Annotated in this window: 21 protein-coding genes and 3 pseudogenes; 12 read left to right on the plus strand and 12 right to left on the minus strand. The window is 70.8% G+C overall.

Going from position 1 to position 22,426, the window contains the following annotated elements:
* Positions 1–117 precede the first annotated feature (117 nt).
* Entirely contained in the window at positions 118–936 is an 819-nt protein-coding gene (locus OO68_RS38075) for a hypothetical protein (protein ID WP_033314007.1), read from the minus strand.
* Between the two features lie 171 nt (positions 937–1,107).
* Between OO68_RS38075 and OO68_RS38080 the strand changes: the two genes are divergently transcribed.
* Positions 1,108–2,301, plus strand: coding sequence for an RtcB family protein (locus OO68_RS38080; protein ID WP_033314008.1), 1,194 nt, complete (start codon positions 1,108–1,110; stop codon positions 2,299–2,301).
* Between the two features lie 12 nt (positions 2,302–2,313).
* On the opposite strand, the gene OO68_RS38085 is transcribed toward OO68_RS38080, so the two are convergent.
* Positions 2,314–3,090: an SDR family NAD(P)-dependent oxidoreductase gene (locus OO68_RS38085; RefSeq protein WP_033314010.1), complete on the minus strand. Its 777-nt coding sequence runs from the start codon at positions 3,088–3,090 to the stop codon at positions 2,314–2,316.
* Positions 3,091–3,214: 124 nt separating this feature from the next.
* Here OO68_RS38085 and OO68_RS38090 point away from each other — a divergent pair, with 124 nt between their 5' ends.
* The gene (locus OO68_RS38090; RefSeq protein ID WP_033314011.1) at positions 3,215–3,649 is read left to right on the plus strand and encodes an ester cyclase; all 435 of its coding nucleotides are present in this window, start codon (positions 3,215–3,217) and stop codon (positions 3,647–3,649) included.
* A gap of 16 nt (positions 3,650–3,665) precedes the next feature.
* Here OO68_RS38090 and OO68_RS38095 read toward each other — a convergent pair whose 3' ends face one another.
* Together OO68_RS38095 and OO68_RS38100 are read right to left on the minus strand one after the other, a co-directional pair.
* Positions 3,666–4,001, minus strand: coding sequence for a YnfA family protein (locus OO68_RS38095; protein ID WP_033314012.1), 336 nt, complete (start codon positions 3,999–4,001; stop codon positions 3,666–3,668).
* Between the two features lie 39 nt (positions 4,002–4,040).
* On the minus strand, positions 4,041–4,448 hold the full coding sequence (locus OO68_RS38100) for a winged helix-turn-helix transcriptional regulator (protein WP_033314014.1): 408 nt from the start codon (positions 4,446–4,448) through the stop codon (positions 4,041–4,043).
* A gap of 125 nt (positions 4,449–4,573) precedes the next feature.
* Between OO68_RS38100 and OO68_RS38105 the strand changes: the two genes are divergently transcribed.
* From OO68_RS38105 to OO68_RS38120, 4 genes are all read left to right on the plus strand, one after another.
* Positions 4,574–5,467 carry an NADP-dependent oxidoreductase gene (locus tag OO68_RS38105; RefSeq protein ID WP_033314015.1) on the plus strand — a complete coding sequence of 298 codons (894 nt, stop codon included), beginning with the start codon at positions 4,574–4,576 and terminating at the stop codon, positions 5,465–5,467.
* Between the two features lie 160 nt (positions 5,468–5,627).
* Positions 5,628–6,704, plus strand: a complete 1,077-nt coding sequence (locus tag OO68_RS38110) for an LLM class flavin-dependent oxidoreductase (RefSeq protein ID WP_033314016.1) — start codon at positions 5,628–5,630, stop codon at positions 6,702–6,704.
* Between the two features lie 117 nt (positions 6,705–6,821).
* The gene (locus OO68_RS38115; RefSeq protein ID WP_078625735.1) at positions 6,822–7,541 is read left to right on the plus strand and encodes a response regulator transcription factor; all 720 of its coding nucleotides are present in this window, start codon (positions 6,822–6,824) and stop codon (positions 7,539–7,541) included.
* Complete coding sequence (locus OO68_RS38120) at positions 7,542–8,975, plus strand: sensor histidine kinase (protein ID WP_033314018.1); 1,434 nt, start codon at positions 7,542–7,544, stop codon at positions 8,973–8,975. It begins immediately after the preceding gene.
* Positions 8,976–9,016: 41 nt separating this feature from the next.
* Here OO68_RS38120 and OO68_RS38125 read toward each other — a convergent pair whose 3' ends face one another.
* Positions 9,017–9,817, minus strand: coding sequence for a GNAT family N-acetyltransferase (locus OO68_RS38125; protein WP_033314019.1), 801 nt, complete (start codon positions 9,815–9,817; stop codon positions 9,017–9,019).
* 190 nt (positions 9,818–10,007) lie between these two features.
* On the opposite strand from OO68_RS38125, the gene OO68_RS38130 reads away from it, so the two are divergent.
* Positions 10,008–10,367: a hypothetical protein gene (locus OO68_RS38130; protein WP_033314020.1), complete on the plus strand. Its 360-nt coding sequence runs from the start codon at positions 10,008–10,010 to the stop codon at positions 10,365–10,367.
* 57 nt (positions 10,368–10,424) lie between these two features.
* Here the strand turns inward: OO68_RS38130 and OO68_RS38135 are convergent, their stop codons facing one another.
* Positions 10,425–12,011, minus strand: a complete 1,587-nt coding sequence (locus OO68_RS38135; protein ID WP_245237376.1) for an MFS transporter — start codon at positions 12,009–12,011, stop codon at positions 10,425–10,427.
* Between the two features lie 237 nt (positions 12,012–12,248).
* On the opposite strand from OO68_RS38135, the gene OO68_RS38140 reads away from it, so the two are divergent.
* Entirely contained in the window at positions 12,249–13,307 is a 1,059-nt protein-coding gene (locus OO68_RS38140; protein ID WP_051814968.1) for a helix-turn-helix transcriptional regulator, read from the plus strand.
* Here the strand turns inward: OO68_RS38140 and OO68_RS38145 are convergent.
* On the minus strand, positions 13,301–14,026 hold the full coding sequence (locus tag OO68_RS38145) for a DUF418 domain-containing protein (RefSeq protein ID WP_403551802.1): 726 nt from the start codon (positions 14,024–14,026) through the stop codon (positions 13,301–13,303). The genes OO68_RS38140 and OO68_RS38145 overlap by 7 nt on opposite strands.
* A 143-nt stretch (positions 14,027–14,169) precedes the next feature.
* Here OO68_RS38145 and OO68_RS44875 point away from each other — a divergent pair.
* Positions 14,170–14,466, plus strand: a pseudogene (locus OO68_RS44875) (redoxin domain-containing protein); the annotation flags it as partial.
* Between the two features lie 66 nt (positions 14,467–14,532).
* Here the strand turns inward: OO68_RS44875 and OO68_RS38150 are convergent.
* The 3 genes from OO68_RS38150 to nhaA all read right to left on the minus strand — a co-directional run bounded on the left by OO68_RS38150 (position 14,533) and on the right by nhaA (position 16,729).
* On the minus strand, positions 14,533–14,829 hold the full coding sequence (locus OO68_RS38150; protein WP_033314021.1) for a TfoX/Sxy family protein: 297 nt from the start codon (positions 14,827–14,829) through the stop codon (positions 14,533–14,535).
* Between the two features lies 1 nt (position 14,830).
* Positions 14,831–15,280, minus strand: coding sequence for an SRPBCC family protein (locus OO68_RS38155; RefSeq protein ID WP_033314070.1), 450 nt, complete (start codon positions 15,278–15,280; stop codon positions 14,831–14,833).
* 153 nt (positions 15,281–15,433) lie between these two features.
* A complete protein-coding gene (gene nhaA / locus OO68_RS38160; RefSeq protein ID WP_051814969.1) occupies positions 15,434–16,729 on the minus strand; it encodes a Na+/H+ antiporter NhaA in 1,296 nt (431 codons plus the stop codon).
* Positions 16,730–16,981: 252 nt separating this feature from the next.
* On the opposite strand from nhaA, the gene OO68_RS38165 reads away from it, so the two are divergent.
* Complete coding sequence (locus tag OO68_RS38165) at positions 16,982–18,250, plus strand: cation:proton antiporter (protein WP_033314022.1); 1,269 nt, start codon at positions 16,982–16,984, stop codon at positions 18,248–18,250.
* 79 nt (positions 18,251–18,329) lie between these two features.
* On the opposite strand, the gene OO68_RS38170 is transcribed toward OO68_RS38165, so the two are convergent.
* Positions 18,330–19,868: an alanine/glycine:cation symporter family protein gene (locus OO68_RS38170; RefSeq protein ID WP_033314023.1), complete on the minus strand. Its 1,539-nt coding sequence runs from the start codon at positions 19,866–19,868 to the stop codon at positions 18,330–18,332.
* Between the two features lie 457 nt (positions 19,869–20,325).
* On the opposite strand from OO68_RS38170, the pseudogene OO68_RS44880 reads away from it, so the two are divergent.
* Positions 20,326–20,772: pseudogene (locus tag OO68_RS44880) on the plus strand (DM13 domain-containing protein); the annotation flags it as partial.
* Here OO68_RS44880 and OO68_RS38175 read toward each other — a convergent pair.
* Positions 20,716–21,738 (minus strand): annotated as a pseudogene (locus OO68_RS38175) (PucR family transcriptional regulator); the annotation flags it as partial. The pseudogenes OO68_RS44880 and OO68_RS38175 sit on opposite strands and share 57 nt — an antisense overlap.
* Positions 21,739–21,984: 246 nt before the next feature.
* On the opposite strand from OO68_RS38175, the gene OO68_RS38180 reads away from it, so the two are divergent.
* Positions 21,985–22,401, plus strand: a complete 417-nt coding sequence (locus tag OO68_RS38180; protein ID WP_033314024.1) for a hypothetical protein — start codon at positions 21,985–21,987, stop codon at positions 22,399–22,401.
* The last annotated feature ends 25 nt before the right edge of the window (positions 22,402–22,426 follow it).

The following is a 22,426-nucleotide window of genomic DNA, read 5'->3' on the forward strand; positions in this document are numbered from 1 at the left end:
CGCTCGTGGTTCCCTGCGGTCGGAACGGGTCCGAGTGGTCACCGTACGCGGTGAGGCAACCGTGTGTTCTTCCTTCGCGTGCTTTGCGGGCAGGGGTGAAGGGGCCGTGAAGAGGCCTCAGTCGCCCAGCGAATCGGCCAGCTGGGAGGCGAGTTTCTGCGCCCTGTCCTGCATTTCCTTGCTGTCCGGCACGACGCCGACGGTCGTCGGCTGCTCCGCGTACTCGATGGTCACGATGACGTTGGACGTGCGGAACGCCACAGTCACCGTGCGCTGCTTGGCCGTCGAACCGGAACTGCTCAGCCCGTCGTCGAGGAACGCCTCGTCGCCGAGATCCTCCAGCACCCGGGGCTGCAGCTCGGTCGGCGTCACCGAGGGCGCCGCCGAGGGCGAGGAGGAACCGGACGAGGAGGGGGAGCCGCTGGGGGAGGCGGCCGAACCGCTCGCCGGGGCGCTGCCGGAGGCCGCCGTCTCGGTGGCCGTCGGGACCGGCAGGTGGGCCGACGCCTCCTGCTCCGCGAACAGCTGCTCGGCCTGACTGTCGTCGCTGACGGCGTTGTCGTAGGAGACGACCCGCTCGAAGTCGATCAGCAGATGGTCGGTGGCCGCGGCGGAGTCCACCTTCCAGCGGCAGCCGACCTTGCGGTCGGTGTCGAACGTGGTCGTCGGCTCGCCCTCGTAGGCCGTCTCGCGCTGCTTCTCGTCGCTGATCTGCCGGATGCCGGGGAGGAGTTCGTCGAGCGTGCTCTCGCCGACCTCGGCGCAGGGGTCGGGCAGGGTGCGGTAGCGGCCGGGCTCGGCGGCGGGTGATGCCGTGCCCGTGTCGTCGGCGTTGGAGCCGTCCGTCGGGCCGTCGTCGGCCGAGCCGCCGGTGCAGCCGGCCAGTACCGCCGCGAGGAGCACGGCGATACCGGGTACGCACGCCTTTCGTTGCACGTGGTGGCTCCCCTCGGTACGGATATTGGCTTGCCGCCGTACGGCGGGCGATGAACACAATGTGTATCGCACGCACTGCCGTGGACGCCGGTCCGATTTCCCTTTCGTCGACCTTGGCTCCGGTATTTGCTGTTGAGGACTTCTGTTCGACTACGGGGGATTGAGGGCGTTATGTCGTATGTAGAGATACCGGGTGCGAAGGTGCCGATCCGGATGTGGACCGACCCGGCCTCGGTCGAGGAGGGCGCGCTCCAGCAGCTCCGGAACGTCGCCACGCTGCCGTGGATCAAGGGTCTGGCGGTCATGCCCGACGTGCACTACGGCAAGGGTGCGACGGTCGGCTCGGTCATCGCGATGCGGGGTGCGGTGTGCCCGGCGGCGGTGGGCGTCGACATCGGCTGCGGAATGTCGGCCGTGCGGACGTCGCTGACGGCGAACGACCTGCCCGGCGACCTGTCCCGGCTGCGGTCGAGGATCGAGCAGGCTATCCCGGTGGGCCGGGGGATGCACGACGACCCGGTGGATCCGGCGCGGTTCCATGGGCTGGCCACCGCGGGGTGGGACGACTTCTGGTCGCGGTTCGGCGGGGTGGCGGAAGCGGTCAAGTTCCGTCAGGAGCGCGCCACCAAGCAGATGGGAACGCTCGGCGGAGGAAACCACTTCGTCGAGGTTTGCACAGATACGACCGGTTCTGTCTGGCTGATGCTGCACTCCGGTTCCCGGAACATCGGCAAGGAACTGGCCGAGCACCACATCGGCGTGGCCCAGAAGCTCCCGCACAACCAGGGCTTGGTCGACCGCGACCTCGCGGTCTTCATCGCGGACACCCCGCAGATGGCGGCCTACCGCAACGACCTGTTCTGGTCGCAGGAGTACGCGAAGCACAACCGCTCGATCATGATGGCGCTCCTGAAGGACGTGGTCCGCAAGGAGTTCAAGAAGGCCAAGCCGACCTTCGAGCCGGAGATCAGCGCGCACCACAACTACGTGGCCGAGGAGCGCTACGACGGGATGGACCTGCTCGTGACCCGCAAGGGCGCGATCCGGGCCGGCTCCGGCGAGTACGGGATCATCCCGGGCTCCATGGGCACGGGTTCGTACATCGTGAAGGGACTCGGCAACGCCAAGTCCTTCAACTCCGCCTCGCACGGCGCGGGCCGGCGCATGAGCCGCAACGCGGCCAAGCGCCGGTTCACCACGAAGGACCTGGAGCAGCAGACCCAGGGTGTGGAGTGCCGCAAGGACTCCGGCGTCGTCGATGAGATCCCCGGCGCGTACAAGCCGATCGAGCAGGTCATCGACCAGCAGCGGGACCTCGTGGAGGTCGTGGCGAAGCTGAAGCAGGTCGTCTGCGTGAAGGGCTGACCCGCCCCGGTCCTACGCCTCCCGGTGCACCTTGGTGTTGGACGCCTGGGCGCGGGGGCGCAGGACGAGGAGGTCGACGTTGACGTGGGCGGGGCGGGTGACCGCCCATGTGATCGTCTCGGCCACGTCGTCGGCGGTGAGGGGTTCGGCGACGCCCTGGTAGACCTTCTCCGCCTTCTCCTTGTCGCCGCCGAAGCGGGTCAGGGCGAACTCGTCCGTCTTGACCATGCCGGGGGCGATCTCGATGACGCGGACCGGCTGTCCGACGATCTCCAGGCGGAGGGTCTCGGCGAGGACGTGGGCGCCGTGCTTGGCGGCGACGTAGCCACCGCCGCCCTCGTAGGTGCCGTGGCCGGCGGTGGAGGAGACGACCACGACCGTTCCGTCGCCGCTCGCGACCAGCTTGGGCAGCAGGGCCTGGGTGAGGTTGAGGGTGCCGATGACGTTCGTCTCGTACATCCGGCGCCAGTCGGCCGGGTCGCCGGTCGCGACCGGGTCTGCGCCGAGCGCGCCGCCCGCGTTGTTGACCAGCACGCCGATCGTCTTGAACGCCGTGGCGAACTCGTCGACGGCTGCGCGGTCGGTGACGTCGAGGGCGTACGCCGTGGCCTGGTGGCCGGCCTTGGTGATCTCCTCGGCCAGGGCCTCGATGCGGTCCTTGCGGCGCGCGGTGAGGACGACGCGGTAGCCCGCCGCGGCGAGCTGCCGGGCCGTGGCGGCGCCGATCCCGCTGCTCGCACCCGTGACGACGGCGATGCGGGAGGCTGCGGGCGGGGCTGCGGTGGCCATGGGTGCTCCTCGGGTCCTCGGACGTGCGGGGGCCCGGCGTGCGTGTCGGGCCCGCGGCCAGGATAGGCGGGCCCCGCGGTGGGAGAATGAGACCGGGTGGTCCCCTGTTCTCCCGGAGGCGATCATGGGCGAGGCACGTGAGGTCATGGACCGGCTCACGGACGCGGTCACCGCACACACCGATCTGAAGGTCGTCGGCGAGCTCTACGCCGAGGACGCGGTCGCCTTCACGCCCGACGAGGGCGAGCTGCGCGGACGCGACAGCATCGTCGAGTACTGGCGGACGATGACGGAGGCGGTTCCCGGCGCGACGTTCGAGGTGCTGCACTCCTACGAGGCCGGTGACACGGCCATCGACGAGGGGATCTACCGCGGCCGCAACACCGGGCCGCTGGAGCTGCCAGGCGGCGAGACGCTGCCGCCGACGCAGAAGGAGGTCCGGATCCGCGGGGTGGACATCGCCACGGTGAAGGACGGACGGATCGTCGACTACCGGTTGTACTTCGACGAGATGGACTTCCTCGGGCAGTTGGGGCTGCTGCCCGACGAGCCGTTCTGAGGCTCCCTGGGGCCGGTCAGTTTCCCCGCGGGGCGTACATGATGACCGCCATGCCGGCGAGGCAGACCAGGGCGCCCGTGATGTCCCAGCGGTCGGGGCGGTAGCCGTCCGCGACCACGCCCCACAGGATCGAACCGGCGACGAAGATCCCGCCGTACGCGGCGAGGACGCGGCCGAAGTGGGCGTCGGGCTGGAACGTCGCGACGAAGCCGTAGGCGCCGAGCGCGAGGACGCCACCGGCCGCCCAGAGCCAGCCCTTGTGTTCGCGCACGCCCTGCCAGACGAGCCAGGCGCCGCCGATTTCGAGGAGGGCGGCGAGGGCGAAGAGAGCGGCGGAGCGCAGGACGGACATGGCGGTCAGCTTCGCATGTGCGCCCGTTGACGCCGGGTGTCAGTCGCCGGGGTTGCCGGCGTCGTAGCGCTCGCGGGCGTCCTTGACCTCGTCGAAGTGGTTCTCCGCCCAGTCCTTCACGGCCGTGAGCAGCAGGGCCAGATTGTGGCCCAGGGGCGTGAGTTCGTAGTCCACGCGGACCGGGACGGACGGGGTGACGGTGCGGGTGAGGAGGCCGTCGCGCTCCAGTGAGCGCAGGGTCTGGGTGAGCATCTTGGGGCTGACGCCGGCGATCTTGCGGCCGAGGTCGCTGTAGCGCAGGGGGCCCGGGGCGAGCGCGGACACCACGAGGCTGACCCACTTGTCGCTGATGCGGTCCAGGAGCTGGTTGGTGGGGCAGCCCTTCAGGAAGGCGTCGTACTCGATGCGGGCCTGCTCGCGCCGCTGGGCCGCCGTCATGGTCGCCATGGCTCACCTCCGGGGTACGTACGCACTCGTGGGTAACTACTTACCGATGGATAGTAACTCTTCCTAGGGTTGTGCGCAGTGGCCGGGAGGACGTCCCGGACAGCGACGATCCAGGGAGCTGTGCTGTGCGTGCTGTAGTGGTGAACTCGTTCGGTGGGCCGGAGGCCGTGGAGGTCGTGGAGACCGAGGTGCCCCGGCCGGGTGCGGGCCAGGTGCAGATCAAGGTCGCGGCGGCCTCGCTGAATCCGGTGGACGCGGGGGTGCGGGCCGGTGTCTTCGGGGGTGCGGGGGAGCGGATCGGGCTCGGCTGGGACGTCGCCGGGACGGTGGACGCGGTGGAAGACGCCGGTGCCTGGGGCATCGGGGACGAGGTGGTGGCACTCCACTACGGCGCGGTCAAGCCGCTGGGCACGCATGCCGAGTACGTCGTCGTGGACGCGGCCGCCGTGGCCCCGGCGCCCGCCTCGGTGGACGCCGTTCACGCGGCGACCCTGCCGCTGAACGCGCTGACCGCCGCGCAGGCCCTGGACCGGCTGGAGCTGACGCCGGGCCGCTCGTCGCTGCTGGTGACGGGTGCGGCCGGGGCGGTCGGCGGCTACGCGGTCCGGCTGGCCGTGCACCGGGGTATAGCGGTGACCGGGCTGGCACGCGAGGGGGACGAGGCGTTCGTGCGGTCCCTGGGGGCCCGGCACGTCACGGGCGACGCGGTCGCGGACCGGGGCTTCGACGCGGTGCTGGACGCCGCCGTCCTCGGCGAGCCGGCGCTGGCGTGGGTGCGGGACGGGGGCCGGTACATCGGTGTCATCCCGCACGCCGAGCCCGCCCCGGTGCGGGGGGTGGCGACCGGTGCGGTCGAGGTGAGCGCCGACGGGGCCCGGCTGGCGGAGCTGGTGCGGCTGCTGGACGAAGGGGTGCTGACGACGCGGGTCGCCGAGACCTACGCCCTGGAGGATGCGGCCAAGGCGCACGCCCGGCTGGACGAGGGCGGAGTGCGCGGGCGGCTGGTGCTCGTGCCCTGACGGGGCGCGGTCGTCGCGGTGGATGCACGGCCTCGCCGCGGCGCGGACCGTGCATCCAGTGCATCCACCGGCCCTGCGCCCCAGGTGGGGGAATAGCCCCACGTGGCCCACCGTTCCCCAGGTATAGTTGAAGCGTAAACAACCTGGAGGGTGAGCGACCATGCAGTTCGGGATCTTCAGCGTCGGCGACGTCACGCCCGACCCCACGACCGGCCGGACGCCCACGGAGCGCGAGCGGATCAAGGCCATGGTCGCCATCGCGCTGAAGGCCGAGGAGGTCGGACTCGACGTCTTCGCGACCGGCGAGCACCACAACCCGCCCTTCGTGCCCTCGTCGCCGACCACGATGCTCGGCTACGTCGCGGCCCGCACCGAGCGGCTGATCCTCTCCACGGCCACGACCCTGATCACCACCAACGACCCGGTGAAGATCGCCGAGGACTTCGCGATGCTCCAGCACCTGGCCGACGGCCGGGTGGACCTCATGCTGGGACGCGGGAACACCGGCCCGGTCTACCCCTGGTTCGGGCAGGACATCCGCCAGGGCATCAACCTCGCCGTCGAGAACTACGCCCTGCTGCACCGGCTGTGGCGCGAGGACGTCGTCGACTGGGAGGGGAAGTTCCGCACGCCCCTGCAGGGCTTCACGGCAACGCCCCGCCCGCTGGACGGCGTACCGCCCTTCGTCTGGCACGGCTCGATCCGCTCGCCGGAGATCGCCGAGCAGGCCGCGTACTACGGCGACGGCTTCTTCCACAACAACATCTTCTGGCCGGCCGACCACACCCGGCGCATGGTCGAGCTGTACCGGACGCGGTACGCCCACTACGGGCACGGCACGCCCGAGCAGGCGATCGTCGGGCTCGGCGGGCACGTGTTCATGCGGAAGAACGCGCAGGACGCGGTGCGCGAGTTCCGGCCCTACTTCGACGTCGCCCCGGTGTACGGGCACGGACCGTCGCTGGAGGACTTCATGGACCAGACGCCGCTGACGGTCGGCTCCCCGCAGCAGGTCATCGAGAAGACGCTGGCCTTCCGCGAGTACGCCGGGGACTACCAGCGCCAGCTGTTCCTGGTCGACCACGCCGGGCTGCCGCTGAAGACCGTGCTGGAGCAGATCGACCTGCTGGGCGAGGAGGTCGTGCCGGTACTGCGCAAGGAGTTCGCCGTGGACCGCCCGGCGGACGTGCCCGACGCCCCCACGCACGCGGCCCGGGTCGCCCGGGACCGAGGGTGAGGGGACGGTAGGGCCCGGCTCCACGGTTGCCCGGCCCCTGGTGAGAGGGCAGTAAGAAGGACGCTCCGGCGCAGCGCATACGGTTCCGGGAACCCCCGGCCTTGGCACACTGGACGCGTGCCCCAAACAGTGCTGCTCGCCGAAGACGACCGCGCCATCCGCAATGCCCTGGAGCGGGCCCTGACCCTGGAGGGCTACCAGGTCATGGCGGTCGCCGACGGGGTCGAGGCGCTGGCGCAGGCCCACCGCAACCGTCCGGACGTGCTCGTCCTGGACGTGATGATGCCCGGCATCGACGGGCTCCAGGTCTGCCGGGTGCTGCGCGCCGAGGGCGACCGGACGCCCGTGCTGATGCTGACGGCCCTGGTGGAGACCGCCGACCGGATCGCCGGCCTGGACGCGGGCGCCGACGACTACGTGGTGAAGCCCTTCGACGTGGAGGAGGTCTTCGCCCGGCTGCGCGCCCTGCTGCGCCGCACCAGCCCCGTGGGCGCCGGGAGCGCACCGGCGGCCGAGGCGACCCGGCCGCTCCCGGAGCGGTTCATCGACGCCGCCGGCATCCGCATGGACCCGCAGGCGCGCCGGGCCTGGCGCGGCGCGCGCGAGCTGGAGCTGACCCGCACCGAGTTCGAGCTGCTGGAACTGCTGGTGCGCAACGCGGGCATCGTCCTCGACCACTCGACGATCTACGACCGCATCTGGGGCTACGACTTCGGGCCCGGCTCGAAGAACCTCGCCGTCTACGTCGGCTACCTGCGCCGCAAGCTCGACGAGCCGGACGCGCCGCAGCTGATCCACACGGTCCGGGGCGTGGGTTACGTGCTGCGGGAGGACTGAGTGGGCCGCCTGCGCCGGCTGCTGGTCGGGCGGCGGCCGGGGCTCGTCTCGCTGCGCACCACCTTCGCGGTGTCCTTCGCGGCGGTGACGGCGGCCGTGACGATCCTGGTCGGCATCCTGTCCTACAGCGCCGCCGCGCGGCTGGTGCGGGTGGACCAGCAGACGGTGTTCGACGAGGTCGTGCAGGATCTGCGCGACGAGGTGCGGCAGAACCGCATGACGCCCGGCGACTTCTCGTCCGCCGCGCCCGGCCACGACCTCGTACGGCCCGCCCGCACCGACGTGCAGGTGCTCGGCCCGGACGGGCACGTCGTCGACCGCGGCAGCCCGGGGCTGCCGGTCACCGGCGCCGACGTGCGGATCGCCGCCGCGGACCCGTCCGGGGAGGTGGCCGAGCACAAGGACGTCGACGTGGGCGACGACGTCTACCGCGTCGCCACCGTCTCCCTCGGCGACGGCCGGGGCGCGGTGCAGGTCGCCCAGGAGTTCAGCGACGTCGAGGACCTGCTGCGGGTGCTCCAGCAGCGGACGCTGCTGCTGGTGGCGGCCGTGGTGGTCGGCGCCGGGCTGTTCGGCTGGTGGCTGGCCCGGCGGATCACGCGCCGCCTGGTCGTGCTGACCGACGCCGCCGAGGACGTCGCCCGCACCCGCCGCCTGGGCATCCAGGTGCCCGTGGCCGGACACGACGAGGTGGGCCGCCTCGGCCGGGCCTTCGACCGCATGCTGGGCCGGCTCGCCCAGTCCGAGGAGGACCAGCGCCGCCTGGTCCAGGACGCGGGCCACGAGCTGCGCACGCCGCTCACCTCGCTGCGTACGAACATCTCCCTGCTGCGCCGGATCGACGAACTCCCGCCGCGGGCCCGCGACGAACTGGTCGCCGACCTGGGCCAGGAGGCCCGGGAGCTGACCGACCTGGTCAACGAACTGGTGGATCTCGCGGCCGGGCAGTCCGACACCGAGCCGCCGCGGCGGGTGGACCTCGCGGACATCGCCGAGGAGGTGGCGGGGGTGGCCCGGCGCCGCAGCGGCCGCGCGATCCTGCTGCGCGCGAGCGGCGACACCACGACCGACGGGCGGCCCGGGATGCTGACCCGGGCGCTGTCCAACCTCGTCGAGAACGCGGTGAAGTTCGACCAGGGCGGCCGGGCCCCCGTCGAGATCGTCGTCTCGGGGCCCGCCCGCCCCGGCACCATCCGGGTCGAGGTCCTCGACCGCGGCCCGGGCATCACCGACAGCGACCTCACCCGCGTCTTCGACCGCTTCTACCGGGCCGCCGACGCCCGCTCCCTGCCGGGATCCGGCCTGGGCCTGTCCATCGTCCGCGAGGTGGCCCTCGCCCACGGGGGAGCGCCGTTCGCGTTCCGGCGGGACGGGGGCGGGACCGTCACCGGGTTCACGGTGGGCGGGCGGCCGGGGGCGAACGACGCGGGGTGAGGAGCCGGCGCGCCCCCGGGCCGCCGCTGCGAGCCGGTCCCTCAGTCCCCGAGGGCGTAGAACCGCATCGGGGAGTTGGGCCGGAACCCGATCCGCGGGTACACCGGCGCTCCGGCCGCGGTCGCGTGCAGCGTGGCCCGGGTCAGACCGGTCGCCCGGGCACCCTCGTGCAGCGCCTTGCGGGTCACGGCCTCCCCGTAGCCCCGCCGCTCCCACGCCGGATCGGTGGCGACGAGCACGACGAAGAGCCGCCCGTCGGCCTCGACGGTGGCGGCGCAGGTCACGGGGACCCCGTCGCGCAGCCCCAGGTACGCGAACACCCCGCTCTTCCACCACGACGACCCGGCGAGCCCGTCCCGCGCGTCCTCCAGGGGGAATCCGTAGGCGCGCGCGTTGAGGTCCGCGTACGCCCGCAGCAGGTTGTCGTCGTCCACGCGCACGAAGGTCAGCTCGGGGTGGACGGGGTCCGGGACCGGCAGCAGGTCTCCCGCCATGCCGGTCCCGGGAAAGGCGTATCGCAGGCCCGCCTGTTCGGCGGCCGCTCCGAGTGCGGCACGCGCCCCGTCGTCGAGCAGGCCCTCGAAGACCCACAGGAACCCGGCGCGGGACTTCGACCGCATGACCCCGGCGGCCTCGTCCAGCCGCTCCTCCAGCAGCCCGGCATCGGCCCCGACGTCCGTCAGGGTCACGCAGTTCCAGAAGGCGAACCGGCAGTCGGCCCACCGCACGGCGATGCCCGGCAGGTCGCGCACGTCGGCGTCCGGGTTCCGGTCGAGCACCATGGCCCGCCAGACCGTGGCGAGTTGCTCCATCGATTCGACCGACTCCGCCAGATCACGCACAAGGGCCCCCTCGGGTCACCGACCGCTGCCGCACTCGTACTGCCCGTCCTGCGCCTGGCTCATCCCCCGGCCCGCCGGGGCACCACCGTCGACCGCCCCCGCGGAGGAGAAGCGGGGCGTGCGCCCGGCCGGTCCCTGTTTCGCCACCACCCGGAGCGCCCGGACGGGGCATTGCATAAAATCCACACCCATGGCGAAGCCTGACGAGCTGATCGTTGACATCGCTGCCCGTGTGGAGTCCGGGCAGAGCAATCAGATGTCCCTGACCGTGGTCGCCGGTGGTGCTGTCATCACCGGCCGGCTGGCTCCAGAAGCCGTGTGGAGGCAGAGGGTGTCGGAGGTGCTGACCAACTCCGACCGACTCGCCGAGTTCTCCGTCGTCTTCGACGCCCCCACGAAGAGGGAGGGGCCGCCCACGCATCTGCACTTCCATGTCGCCCGCATCCTGCAGGGAGCGGTGGGAATCCCGGAGACGGGCGGGATGTACCGGGTCGCGATCGAGGATGTCAGCGCCTGGACCGTAGGGGATTTCAGCTACTCCGACCACTGACCGGGCAACAGAGAACCATGCGGGAGCAGTCGGTTCCCGCCGGAAATCGGGGCGGCCCTACGAGGCGGAGAACTTCCCGGCGTTGACGCCGGAGGCCGAGGTCTCGCCGGGGCCGTGCTCTTCGCCCCACTGCTCGGCACCGGCCTTGGGCCGGGGGATGAGGAGGGTCGCCACCATGCCGAGCGCCAGCAGCGCGGCGCAGGTGTAGCCGTTGATCTGAATGGCGTGGGACATGGCGTCACGGGCCGCGTCGGCGGCCGACGCCGTCTGCGGGTTCTCACTCAGCCCGGAGATCATCGCGCCGGCGCTGTCGGAGACCGCCGACGACAGCTGGTTCGCCTCGGGCGCGGGCGTTCCCTGCTGGACGAGCCGGTCCGACAGGTCGGAGTCCAGTGCCGTGAAGAAGGTCGACGTCAGAACGGCGATGCCGAGGGCGGAACCGAGCTGACGTGCCGCGCTCTGGATCCCGGACCCCTGGCCGGCATGCTGCGGCGGTACGTCCGCGAGGACGACGTTGGTGACCTGCGCGGTGGCGAAGCCGACTCCCGTGCCGTACAGGAACAGGGCAATTCCGATGATCCACCACTGCGAGTCGCTGCCGGCCAGCAGACCGAACATCAGCAGACCGATGGCCTCCAGCACCAGGCCGATGCGCACCAGGCCGATCGGGCCGGCCTTCTCGGCCATGCCGAAGCTCGCCCCACTCGCGAAGAAGCTGCCGACGGCGACGATGAAGACGATCAGTCCGGTCTGGAGCACCGAGTACCCCAGGGTGTACTGGAGCCACAGGGGCAGGACGGCGAGCATGCCGAACTCCGCCAGGGCGATGATCAGCGTCGCGATGTTGCCCGTGCTGAAGGACCTGATGCCGAACAACGAGGTGTCCATCAGCGGTGCCGTGCCGCCCGTCCGGGTCAACCGGAGCTGGAGCAGCAGGAACAGCGCCAGGGAGGCCACGGAGACGACCAGGGCGACCGGGATGACGGACAGGTTCAGCGCGTCACCGAAGGGGCCGAAGTCCTTCTGCGGCTCCCACCACCCGTAGTTGCGCCCCTCGATCAGTGCGAAGGCGAGGAGCCCGAGGCCCGGCACCGACAGCACTCCGCCGACGGCGTCGATCTTGCCGGGCTGCCGGGGGGATGCGTCCAGGTACTTCATGACGCCCAGGACGATCAGCACCACGACGAAGATGTTGATGCCGAAGGCCCACCGCCAGGAGTACTCGGCGAGCCAGCCGCCCAGCAGCGGTCCGACCGCGGCTGCCGCACCGATCGTGGAGCCCCAGATGGCGAAGGCCTTGCCCCGGTCCGGGCCCCGGAAGGTCATGTTGAGCAGGGCGAGCGAGGTCGGCATGACGATCGCACCGCCGACGCCCTGGGCGAACCGGCCGGCGATCAGGGCCTCCCCGGAAGGCGCCACGGCCGCGGCGATGCTCGCCAGCCCGAAGATCCCGGTTCCGATCAGGAACAGCCGGCGTGCTCCCACGACGTCCGAAAGACGCCCCATCACCAACAGCAGGGCGGCCAGAACGATTGCGTAGGACTCCTGGATCCACTGGGCGTCGAAGGCCGAGATCTCCAGGTCGTCGATGATCGGCGGCATCACCACGTTGACGATGGTGAAGTCGACGACCACCAGCGACACACCGAGAGAAACAGCCAGCAGGCCCAGCCAAGGGTCTCGGTTGGTTAAGGAAGACAGAGTTGGATTGTCAGACACGGTGTTGATCCATCCTGTGTGATGCAAGCGCCCGGTTCGGCCGCCGCCGAAGGGTGGGGTGCTCGGGCCGGCCGGGGACCCTCTGGACCCCGGCGCAGTGGCACTATGGCAGGAGAAGAGGACGCATTCTGACCTCTACTCACACTGATCCGGGGGCAGTCCTTGATCGCCAACCGAACGCTGGAGCTCCTCAGCCTGCTGCAGACCAAGAAGGAGTGGACCGGTGAAGGGCTGGCCCAGCGGCTGGGCGTCTCCACCCGGACCGTACGGCGCGACATCAACCGCCTCCGCGAGCTGGGCTACCCCGTTACCGCGACCAAAGGCCCGTCCGGCTACTACCGCTTGTCCCGCGGAGCGCGGCTTCCTCCGCTGGTGGTCGACGACGAGCAGGCCCTCGCCATCGCGCTGTCCCTCCAGACCGCTCCGGCCTCGGTGACCGGCATGGGGGATGCCACCAAGCGCGCGCTGAACTCCATCCAGGAGTTGCTGCCGCCTCATCTGGCCCATCGTCTTGCGACGTTCTCCATCGAACACATCGAGAACGCGTGGGAACTCGCTCCGCCCCAGATCGATCCCGCACTCCTCGCGCAGCTCTCCACGGCAGCTCAGCAACGCGACCTCGTGAGGTTCTCCTACCGCTCCGTCAACCACGACTCGACGGAGGACAGCGAGGTGCTGGCCGAACCCCACCGGCTCGTCGTCTGGTCGGGTCGCTGGTACCTGGTGGCCTACGACCAGCAGCGGTGCTCCTGGCATGCCTACCGACTCGACCGCATCCGGTCTCTGGCACCCACCGCGTGGCGCTTCAGCGAGCGTGAGGTTCCCGACGAGGACATCACCCGCTTCGTCCAGAGCCGGCCCGATCGGGGTGACACCCCGGACATGTGGCCGTGCTGGGGCACCGTTCTGATGGAGTGCCCCGCGACGCTGGTGGCGAAATGGGCTCCGGGAGCCGCCAGTTTCGAAGCGATCGACGACCGGATCACCCGGATCCGGATGGGGGCCTGGTCGTGGTCGGCGCTCCTCGGCTTCCTGATCACCTTCAGATGCCGGTTCACCGTGGAAGGACCGCCCGAACTCGTCGAAGAAGCCCGGAGGGTGGTGGGCCGCATCGACGTCGACATCCCCGGCCCGACGGACGCCCGGCGCCGGCAGCGGCAACCCCCGCCCGAACGGGGCCGTGTGACGTCGTGGGACTCGGCTGCGGATGCGTCTCACTGAATGCGCCGGGTGATCCCGGTCGCCCTGGCCATCAGCCATTCGAGCGGCCCCCGCTGGAAGAAGCGGGACCAGAGGGCGGCGAGGACGGTGACGGACGCGATGAAGCCGAGCAGGACGTAGAAGCGCGGGACGGTGGCTTCCTCGGTGTCCAGGAGCCAGATGGCAACGATGTGGAAGACGTACGCCGTCAGCGACATCGAGCCGACCGCGATGACGGGCCCGGCCAGGCGACGCAGCCGGGGGAAGGCGTCCATGGCGACCATGCACGCGGTGATCACCAGGACTGCCACACCGGTGTTGCCCACGATGGACAGGGTCGCCTCGCTGTGCGGGGCGGCAGCCAGCATCCCGGCCGGGCTGTCGCCGAAGATGCCGATGCTGTCGGGTGACACGGACGACATGGACGACATGCCCGGCCCCTCTTCGGCTTTCCGGACGGCTTCGGCGGCACCGGGCACGAGACGCAGCGCCTGCCAGGAGCCGCCGTAGCCGGTGACGGCGAGGGCGACGCCGGTGAGGGCGAGGCGTATCCGGACGGTCGTGGTGGCCAGGTCGAGGCGGGCGACGGCCATGCCGGCGATGACGAAGGGGACCCAGGTCAGGGCCGGATAGCCGCCGGTGAAGAACAGCGAGACGAGGCCGTCGGCCTGGCCGTAGGAGAGGAAGAGGATCGGCACGACCGGAGTGCCGGTCAAGGTCAGGGCGGTGCCCAGGGCCATCAGGATCACGGCCCGGATGATGACCCTGGCGACGGCCTGGCGGCCGGCCAGGCCGGTCTTCGGTGTGCGGCACCCGGTGATGAGGGCGACCGCGAAGCCGGCCAGGACGGCGAACAGGGCGGAGGAGCGGCCCTGCGCCAGCTCCCGACGAGTCCCTCACTCTGACCGAGAAGCACGACCTCGCCTTCGAAGTCCTCAGCGACATCGGCTCCGAGACCGCCAAGCAGTTCGGCCTCGCCTTCGACCTCCCCGACGACCTCGCCGCCGTCTACGACAAGCTCGGCTTCGACCTCCAGCGCGTCAACGACGGGCACCCGCGCACCCTGCCGCTGCCCGCCACCCACGTCATCGACCGCGACGGCGTGATCCGCTGGGCTTTCGTCAACACCGACTACACCACCCGCGCCGAGCCGACCGACATCCTGCGCACGACGCGCTGAGCTGATCGCCGGTCAGCCGCCTTCCGGGGGTGTCCCGTACCGGCCCCCTGTCGACCGTGGTCTGCCTCACTTGGGTGGCAGACCTGCGGCGAAGGCGCGACCCTCGTCGAGCCATGCGCCGAGCGTGTCGTCTTCCATGACCGTGGCGCCGTCGACCATGATCCAGTCGCGCATCGGGCGGCCGCTCATGTCGAAGACGCGGGTCCCCGGCCGGGTGAGTGCTGCGGCCATCCCGTCGGGACCGACCCTGCCCAGGAGGTCGTTACCGGTGACGCCCACGGCCATGTTGCCCTGGCGCAGGAACGCCACCCCGCCGGACATGTGCTTCTCGGTGACCTCGGGGGCGGCCCTCCAGCGCTCCATCTCACCTCTGTGCCACGAGTCTCGCTTCGAGGTCGCGCAGGTCCTTGGCGAGGTTGCCGCGGACCTGCCGGGCCAGGAGCGGCGCCGCCAGTCGGTAGAAGCCTCCTGCGCCGCCCCGCACGCGGATGCGGGCGTGCGTCCCGCTCGGGTCGGGCTCGAAGGTGTAGGTGACGTGCATGGGCATGGGGCCGGCCACGGAGACCATGTCCAGTAGCCGGGGCGGATCGTATGCGGCGACCCGCAGGACGTAGTCGATGCGTCGGCCCAGGAAGTACGCCGTACGGGTGACCTCGGCACCGGTGTCGAAGCCGCCGCCCGCCGCCTCCGTGGTGAGCTGCGCCGTGCGGATGCCCTGGGTCCAGTCGGCGTCGTGGCGCCAGTCCATGGCGTACGCCGCCACGCATTCGGGCGGTACCGGGATGACGCGCTCGACCGTCACATCGACTGTCATGGCTTCAGCCTCCGCCTCCCCCTCCACGGTCACCACCCCGACTCATGGTCTGGAACCGGACGCACTCGCCGCTCAGCTCAAGCGCTCCGGCGGCGACCCCGGGGGAGCGGTTCGTGCCGCTGGTGACAGGGTGACGGCGCGGCGGCGGCCAGGTCATGTACCGCCGGCCCCCGTGCGCTGGTAGATGTCGGGAATGCCGTCGGCGTCCGCGTCGAGATTCTCCTCCTCGTACAGGCGCCGGTAGACGGCGTTCCTGCGGCGCAGGAGCAGGGTCGCCAGCAGGGCGGCGGTGAGCGAGGCGATCAGGACGGCGGCCTTGACGTGCTCGCCGACGGCCGTGCCGGGGAAGGCGAGCTCGCCGATGAGCAGGGCGACCGTGAAGCCGATTCCGGCCAGGGTGGCCAGGGCGAGGACGTCGGCCCAGGCCAGGTCCGGGTTGAGCCGGGCGCGGGTGAAGCGGGCGGCGAGGTAGGTGCCGGCGAAGATGCCGATGATCTTGCCCGCGACGAGCCCGGCGATCACTCCGAGGGGTTCGGGGGTGGTGAACACCTTGCCCAGGGCGTCGCCGGAGACGCTGACCCCGGCGGCGAACAGCGCGAACAGCGGCACGCACACGCCGGCGGAAAAGGGGTGCAGCAGATGACTCGTGCGTTCCGCGGGTGCCTCCTCTTCCTCCTCGTCGCGCACCGTGCGCAGGATCAGGCCCATGGCGACCCCGGCGACGGTGGCGTGAATGCCGCCGTTGTACAGCAGCGCCCAGATCGCCACCCCGAGCGGCACGTACCACCACCAGCCCCGCACCCGTCGCCGCTGGAGGACGTAGAAGACGACCAGCCCGGCGAACGCCCCCGCCAGCGCCCAGTAGTTGAGTTCCGACGTGAAGAAGACGGCGATGATCAGGATCGCGCCCAAGTCGTCGACGACCGCGAGGGTCAGCAGGAAGGCCCGCAGGGCGGTGGGCAGGTGGGTGGAGATGACCGCCAGGACCGCCAGGGCGAAGGCGATGTCGGTGGCCATCGGCACCGCCCAGCCGTCCGTGCTCCCGCCACCGACGGTGACCGTGAGGGCGTAGAAGGCGGCGGGGACGGCCATGCCGCACACCGCGGCGATGACGGGCAGCGCCGCCGTCGCCGGGGTGCGCAGGGAGCCGACGACGAGTTCCCGTTTCAGCTCGATCCCGGCGACAAGGAAGAAGACGGTCAGCAGTCCGTCGGAGGTCCAGTGGCCGACCGAGAGGTCCAGCCCCAGTGCGGGTATTCCGAAGTGGAAGTCACGGATGGTGGTGTACGCGCCGCTGAGCGGGGTGTTCGCCCACACCAGTGCGACGACCGCGGCCGCCAGCAGGACGAGTCCGCCCACGGTCTCGGTGCGCAGGGCGCGGGCCACCGCCTGGCGTTCGGGCCAGGAGAGAAGACCGAGGAACGGGGTGCGGGGCGGGGTGGCGGCCAAAGCGGCGAACCTCCGGGGTGTCGGCGAAAAATGGGCACACGGCCCCACGGACGCCGACCAGACTTCCCGGCACACCCCGCGCCCCTCTTGACGCGTTCTTTACACCCTAACCGCAGCAGGCCGGTCTGGCCCACCCCCCTCGTCTGCTGCAAACAGGCAGGCAGCGGGCTCGGTGACGTACTCGGGCGGTGTGCCGGCGCGGACGGGGTACACACCTGGCCTGGTAGTGATCGCGTCGGGCAGGAGGTCGCAGTGACGCTTTCGGACGCGGTGTACGTCTGTCTGGGCCTGGGGGCACTGGGCGCTGCCGTGCTGCCCCGGGTGGTGTCCAGGCGGCCGCTGTCCCTGCCCATGGTCTTCCTCGCGGCGGGCGTCCTGATCCAGTTGCTGCCGGTTGGCGTGCCGACCGTGGATCCCGTTCACGATCGCCTGTGGGTGGAGCACACCACCGAGGTGTGTGTGATCGTGTCGCTGATGGGCGCGGGGCTCGCCATCGACCGGCCCTTCGGGTGGCGCCGGTGGTCCACCGCGTGGCGATTGCTGGGCATCACGATGCCGCTGACCGTGGCGGTCGTCGCCCTGCTGGCCTGGGGACTGTTGGACTGGCCGCCCGCCGCCGCGCTGCTGCTGGGGGCCGTGCTCGCGCCGACGGACCCCGTGCTGGCCGGTGAGGTGCGCGTGGGCGAGCCGCTCGGTACCGAGCGCGACGAGGACGAGGTGCGGTTCTCCCTGACCAGTGAGGCCGGGCTGAACGACGGCCTCGCCTTCCCGTTCGTCTACGCGGCGATCGCCCTCGCCGCGGCGGCCGGGACGGGCTGGTCGGCGGAGTGGATCGGCTCGTGGGCACTGACCGACCTGCTGGGCAAGTGCGCCGTGGGGCTGGCCGTCGGGGGCGGTGCCGGCTGGTTGCTGGGATGGATGTTCTTCCGGGTGCGCACGTCGGCGCTGCGGCTGTCCGAGCACATGGAGGGCTTCGTGGCGCTGGGCGCCACCTTCCTTTCGTACGGCCTCGCCGAGGTGCTGCACGGCTACGGTTTCCTGTCCGTGTTCGTGACCGCATGCGTCATCCGGGCCGCCGAACGCAGCCACGGCTATCACAAAGTGCTGCACGAGTTCACCGAGCAGATCGAGCGGTTGCTCACGGCCGTGCTGCTGTTCCTGCTCGGCGGATACCTGGTGGCCGACTCCCTGTCCGCCCTGACGCTGATGGGCGCGGTGGTCGCCGTCCTCGTGCTGCTGGCCGTACGGCCCCTGACCGGGTGGCTCGCACAGGCGGGGACCGCCGTGGGGAAGAAGGAGCGTGCCGTGGTCGCCGTGTTCGGGATCCGGGGGATCGGTTCGCTGTTCTACCTGTCCTACGCGCTGGGGCAGGATTCCTTCGGCGGGCTGGGACGGGAGCTGTGGGCGACCGTGGCCCTCACCGTGGTGATCTCGGTGGTGCTGCACGGAGTCATGGCGACCCCGGCCATCGGCTACCTGGACCGGCGGCGCGACGGGGCGGAGGCCGGCGGCCGGTCGTAGGCGGCAGACGTACGGGCCCGTACCCACCAAGGCGCGAGGTGAGCACGGGCCCGTACCGGAGCCGGGCCGCCGGGGGCGGTCAGACGGTGGTCTTCACCGACTCCTGGTCTTCGTCGCCGTCGTCGCTGATCTCACCGGCCTTGCGGGCGCGGACGAACTCCAGGAACGAATTGAGTTCGCGCTTGACGACCGGGGCGAGCAGGTACAGGCCGATGATGTTGAAGACCGACAGCAGGAAGAGCGCGGAGTCGGCGAGACTGATCAGCGAGTCGAGGGACATCAGGGAGCCCAGGACCACGAACAGGCTCCAGACGACCTTGAAGACGGTCTCGCTGACCTTGCTCTTGCCGAACAGGTACGACCAGGCCTTGAGGCCGTAGTAGCCCCAGGTCAGGATGGTGGAGAAGGCGAACAGCAGCACGGCGATCGTGAGCACGGTCGGGAACCAGGGCAGCACGGTCTCGAAGGCGTCGGAGGTGATGGTGACGCCGCCGATGTCCTTGCCCTCGCGGGCCTCGCCCCAGCTGGCCGGGTCGGCGATGACGATGGTCAGCGCGGTCATGGTGCAGATGACGACCGTGTCGATGAACGGCTCCAGCAGGGCGACCAGACCCTCGCTGGCGGGGTGCTTGGTCTTGACCGCGGAGTGGGCGATCGGGGCGGAGCCCAGACCGGCCTCGTTGGAGAACGCGGCGCGCTGGAAACCGATGATCAGGGCACCGAGCACACCGCCGACGACGCCGTCGGCCTCGAAGGCGCCCCGCAGGATTTCCTGGAAGGCGTCCGGCACCGCGGTGACGTTGGTCAGGATGACGATCAGGCAGGCCACGATGTAGATGCCGGCCATCGCGGGCACCAGCCGGCTGGTGACCGAGCCGATGGAGCGGATGCCGCCGAGCAGCACCAGGCCGACCAGCGCGGAGACGACCAGGCCGAAGAGGACGGCACCGGCGGAGGAGGCCAGGAAGCCGTCCTCGCCGCCGAAGGTGGAGGAGATCTGCGCGTAGCTCTGGTTGGTCTGGAACAGGTTGCCGCCGAACAGACCGAAGAAGAGGATCATGATCGAGGCGAGGACGGCGAGCACCTTGCCGAGCTTGGCGCCGCCGCTGCCGAAGCGCTCCGCGAGACCCTTCGGGAGGTAGTGCATCGGTCCGCCGGAGACGGTGCCGTCGGCGTGCACCTCGCGGTACTTCACACCGAGTGTGACCTCGACGAACTTGCTGGCCATGCCGAGCAGGCCGCACAGGATCATCCAGAACGTGGCGCCCGGGCCGCCCCAGGAGACGGCCACGGCCACACCCGCGATATTTCCGAGGCCGACCGTTCCGGAAACGGCGGCTGTCAGCGCCTGGAAGTGGTTGACCTCACCGGCCGACCCCTTCTCGTCGTACTTCCCGCGCACCACGTCGAGCGCGAGTCTGAACTTACGGACCTGCACGAGGCCGAACCAGCCGGTGAAGACGAGGCCGGCGACCACGAGCCAGGCGACGATGAGGGGAAGATCCGTTCCGCCTACGGGAACCGCGTAGAAGACGACTTCTTTGAGCCACGTGGCTATCGGTTCGAAGAAATCGCTGACGGCTTCGTCGACGTTTTGGGTGACGGAGTCGAGTGACACAGTTGCTACCTCGATGGTGCGAGCCCGGGGCACGGGGGAAGTGCAGCCGGTCGATGTGCGGTCTCTGAACGAACGCCGTTGTCCGATCGGCGACGCTGGGTGGACCGTCCGTGGATGCGGAAAGTGATCACCCGGGTCGTGCTGCAGGTGCATGCCGACCGCTCCGCACTGTGGCGTCGAGCGGTGCCACCTGCGGAGTTGCGCAGTTCTACCACGGCCTTTGCCATTCCTTTGGTGACTCAAGTCACATGACTGGCAGTTACGTTCGAAAATGCCAGCGAGCGATATCGGACCGTTATGCGGGGCTGGAGATCCGTTCACCGGACAGCTGATGAGCGTGCATGCACATAGGCCATGGCGGCGGCGTAAGAGTTCCGTCATCTCTCGCGGGGGTCATGACGCCGTCCTGACCCGTTGAATGGGGAGCTGCGGAAGCTCTCAGGAAATGAGGCAGGGCATGGCACGTATGCGGATGGTGCTGGGCAGGCCGCTGGTCATCGGCGCGCTGGCGGTGGCGGTCGTAGGCGTCGGTCTCGGGCTGTACTGGTTCCAGCCGTGGAAACTGTGGCAGGACGAGACCGTGCAGGAGGCTCTGCCCAGCGCCGTGGCCCCGACTGCACCCGAGGCCGGAGCGCCCTCCGCGTCGCCTTCCCCGGCTTCCCAGCCCCGGACGCTCGCGGGCGGCGCATTGATCAGCCACGAGCACGCCACCTCGGGCAGTGTGAAGCTCGTACGGCTCGCCGACGGTTCCCATGTCGTACGGCTGGAGGACCTCGACACCAGCAACGGCCCGGATCTGCGCGTGTGGCTGACCGACGCGCCGGTGAAGGAGGGACGGGCCGGCTGGGCCGATCACCGCGGTCTGCAGCATGTAACGGTGCGCCGGATCGGCCGGGTTGGCTCCGGTCAGCTTGTGGATGCGTTCCAGGCGGTAGGTCAGGGCCCGCACGCTGAGGGTGAGACGGCGCGCCGCCTCGGCGGCCACGCAGCCGGAGTCGAAATAGGCGGTGAGGGTGTCCAGGAGGGGCTGGGCGCCGCCGCGGGCGGTGGTGAGCGGGCCGAGGGCGGCGAGGACGAGTTCGGCCATGGCCTGCCGGTCGCGGGTGAGGACGGGGTAGACGAGCAGGTCGGCGGCGCGCAGGACCGGGTCCTCCAGTTCCAGGCGCTCGGCGAGTTCCAGGGCGTTGAGCGCCTCCTCGTAGGAGTGCACGACACCGCCGGGGCCGGGCTGGGGGCGGCCGATGGCGACCCGGCCGCCGTCGGTGGCGGCATGGGCCTGCTTCGCGAAGTGGGCGAGGACCTCGTCCTGGGGGCCGGGGGCGATGCACAGCAGCCGGCCGTCCTTGGTGGTGAGCAGGATGCTGCGGTCGCCGAAGCGTGCGATCAGGGCGCGTTCCACCTGGCGCGGGACGGGATCGCCCTCCTCGTAGGCGGTCGGGCCCTCGGCGACGGCGACGGCGTGGGCGTGTGAGAGACGCAGGCCGAAGCGTTCCGCGCGTTCGGCGAGGCGTCCGAGGTCGCTGCGGCCGTAGAGGAGGTCGTCGATGAACTCGCGGCGTGCGGCCTCCTCCTGCCGTACGGCCTGGCGCTGGGCGCGCTCGAAGCCCTCGGCGAAGGCGTCCGTCGCCTGCTGTACGGCGGCCAGGACGCTGTCGGCCGACGCCGCTCCGACCGGCCATGCGGCGCGTGCGGCGGTCAGATGCGCGTTGACCAGGGCCCGCAGTCCGTGTCCGGCGTCGGCCGCCTGTTCTCCCAGGGCCCGCCGGGAGGTGAGTTCTTCCCGGGTGAGGCGCCGACCCGAGGCCGCGACCTCGGCCAGTATCCGGGCATAGCCCTCCAGATAGTGCTCCGGAATCGCCAACTCCGCCATGGTTCCCCCGAGTTCTTGACGCGCCGCTGACGGCTTCTTAGCGGCTGACCGGCATGCAGACCCTAGACAACGCTGCCGGGAACCGGCAATGCGCCGGAGCGCACCCGGGGTGCAGCATGGGTCGCGGGGAGCACTACGGGGGGATTCCGGTGCCGGACATCGGCAGGTGCCCGGCACCGGAACCCTGGACCGGCGATGCGCCGCCGACACGTTGACGGGTTGTCGAGGACAGGACAGGGGGACGGCATGCGGACGTTGCTGTCGGTCGTCACCGGGCCGCCCACGATCCTCCTGACCACCGCCCTCGTCGTGCTGCTGTGCTTCTGGCTCCTCGTAGCCGCCGGTGTCACCTCGGTGGGCAGTTTCGACGCGGACGCGAACCTCCGTGCCTGGGGCATGGGCGGAGTACCCGTGGCGGTGGCGGTCTCCACGCTGACGGCCGTGGCCTGGTTCCTGAGCGTCGGGGGCGTCCTGCTGCTGGTCGCGTGCGCGCCGCCGTGTGCCGCCACCGGGCTGCTGCGCATGATCTGGCCCGTCACGGCGCTGCCCGTCGCATGGCGGCTGACCTGCCTGTTCGTGCGCCCCCTGCATCGGCTCTTCCCCGACGAACCCGGCCCGCCCGCACGCGGCCGCGCACGGCACCGCGCGGACCACGCCGCCTGAGCGGTGCGCCCGTCGGCCCTCGCCG

This window comes from Streptomyces iakyrus (assembly GCF_000717055.1).
GTDB lineage: Bacteria > Actinomycetota > Actinomycetes > Streptomycetales > Streptomycetaceae > Streptomyces > Streptomyces iakyrus.

Excerpts from the sequence above, each read along its gene's own strand:
- OO68_RS38130 (WP_033314020.1), top strand. The coding sequence starts at position 10,008 with ATGGCGAAGCCTGACGAGCTGATCGTTGACATCGCTGCCCGTGTGGAG.
- OO68_RS38150 (WP_033314021.1), bottom strand. The coding sequence starts at position 14,829 with ATGGAGCGCTGGAGGGCCGCCCCCGAGGTCACCGAGAAGCACATGTCC.
- OO68_RS38110 (WP_033314016.1), top strand. The coding sequence starts at position 5,628 with ATGCAGTTCGGGATCTTCAGCGTCGGCGACGTCACGCCCGACCCCACG.
- OO68_RS38100 (WP_033314014.1), bottom strand. The coding sequence starts at position 4,448 with ATGGCGACCATGACGGCGGCCCAGCGGCGCGAGCAGGCCCGCATCGAG.
- OO68_RS38090 (WP_033314011.1), top strand. The coding sequence starts at position 3,215 with ATGGGCGAGGCACGTGAGGTCATGGACCGGCTCACGGACGCGGTCACC.
- OO68_RS38145 (WP_403551802.1), bottom strand. The coding sequence starts at position 14,026 with ATGGCCCTGGGCACCGCCCTGACCTTGACCGGCACTCCGGTCGTGCCG.
- OO68_RS38095 (WP_033314012.1), bottom strand. The coding sequence starts at position 4,001 with ATGTCCGTCCTGCGCTCCGCCGCTCTCTTCGCCCTCGCCGCCCTCCTC.
- OO68_RS38180 (WP_033314024.1), top strand. The coding sequence starts at position 21,985 with ATGCGGACGTTGCTGTCGGTCGTCACCGGGCCGCCCACGATCCTCCTG.
- OO68_RS38155 (WP_033314070.1), bottom strand. The coding sequence starts at position 15,280 with ATGACAGTCGATGTGACGGTCGAGCGCGTCATCCCGGTACCGCCCGAA.
- OO68_RS38085 (WP_033314010.1), bottom strand. The coding sequence starts at position 3,090 with ATGGCCACCGCAGCCCCGCCCGCAGCCTCCCGCATCGCCGTCGTCACG.
- OO68_RS38080 (WP_033314008.1), top strand. The coding sequence starts at position 1,108 with ATGTCGTATGTAGAGATACCGGGTGCGAAGGTGCCGATCCGGATGTGG.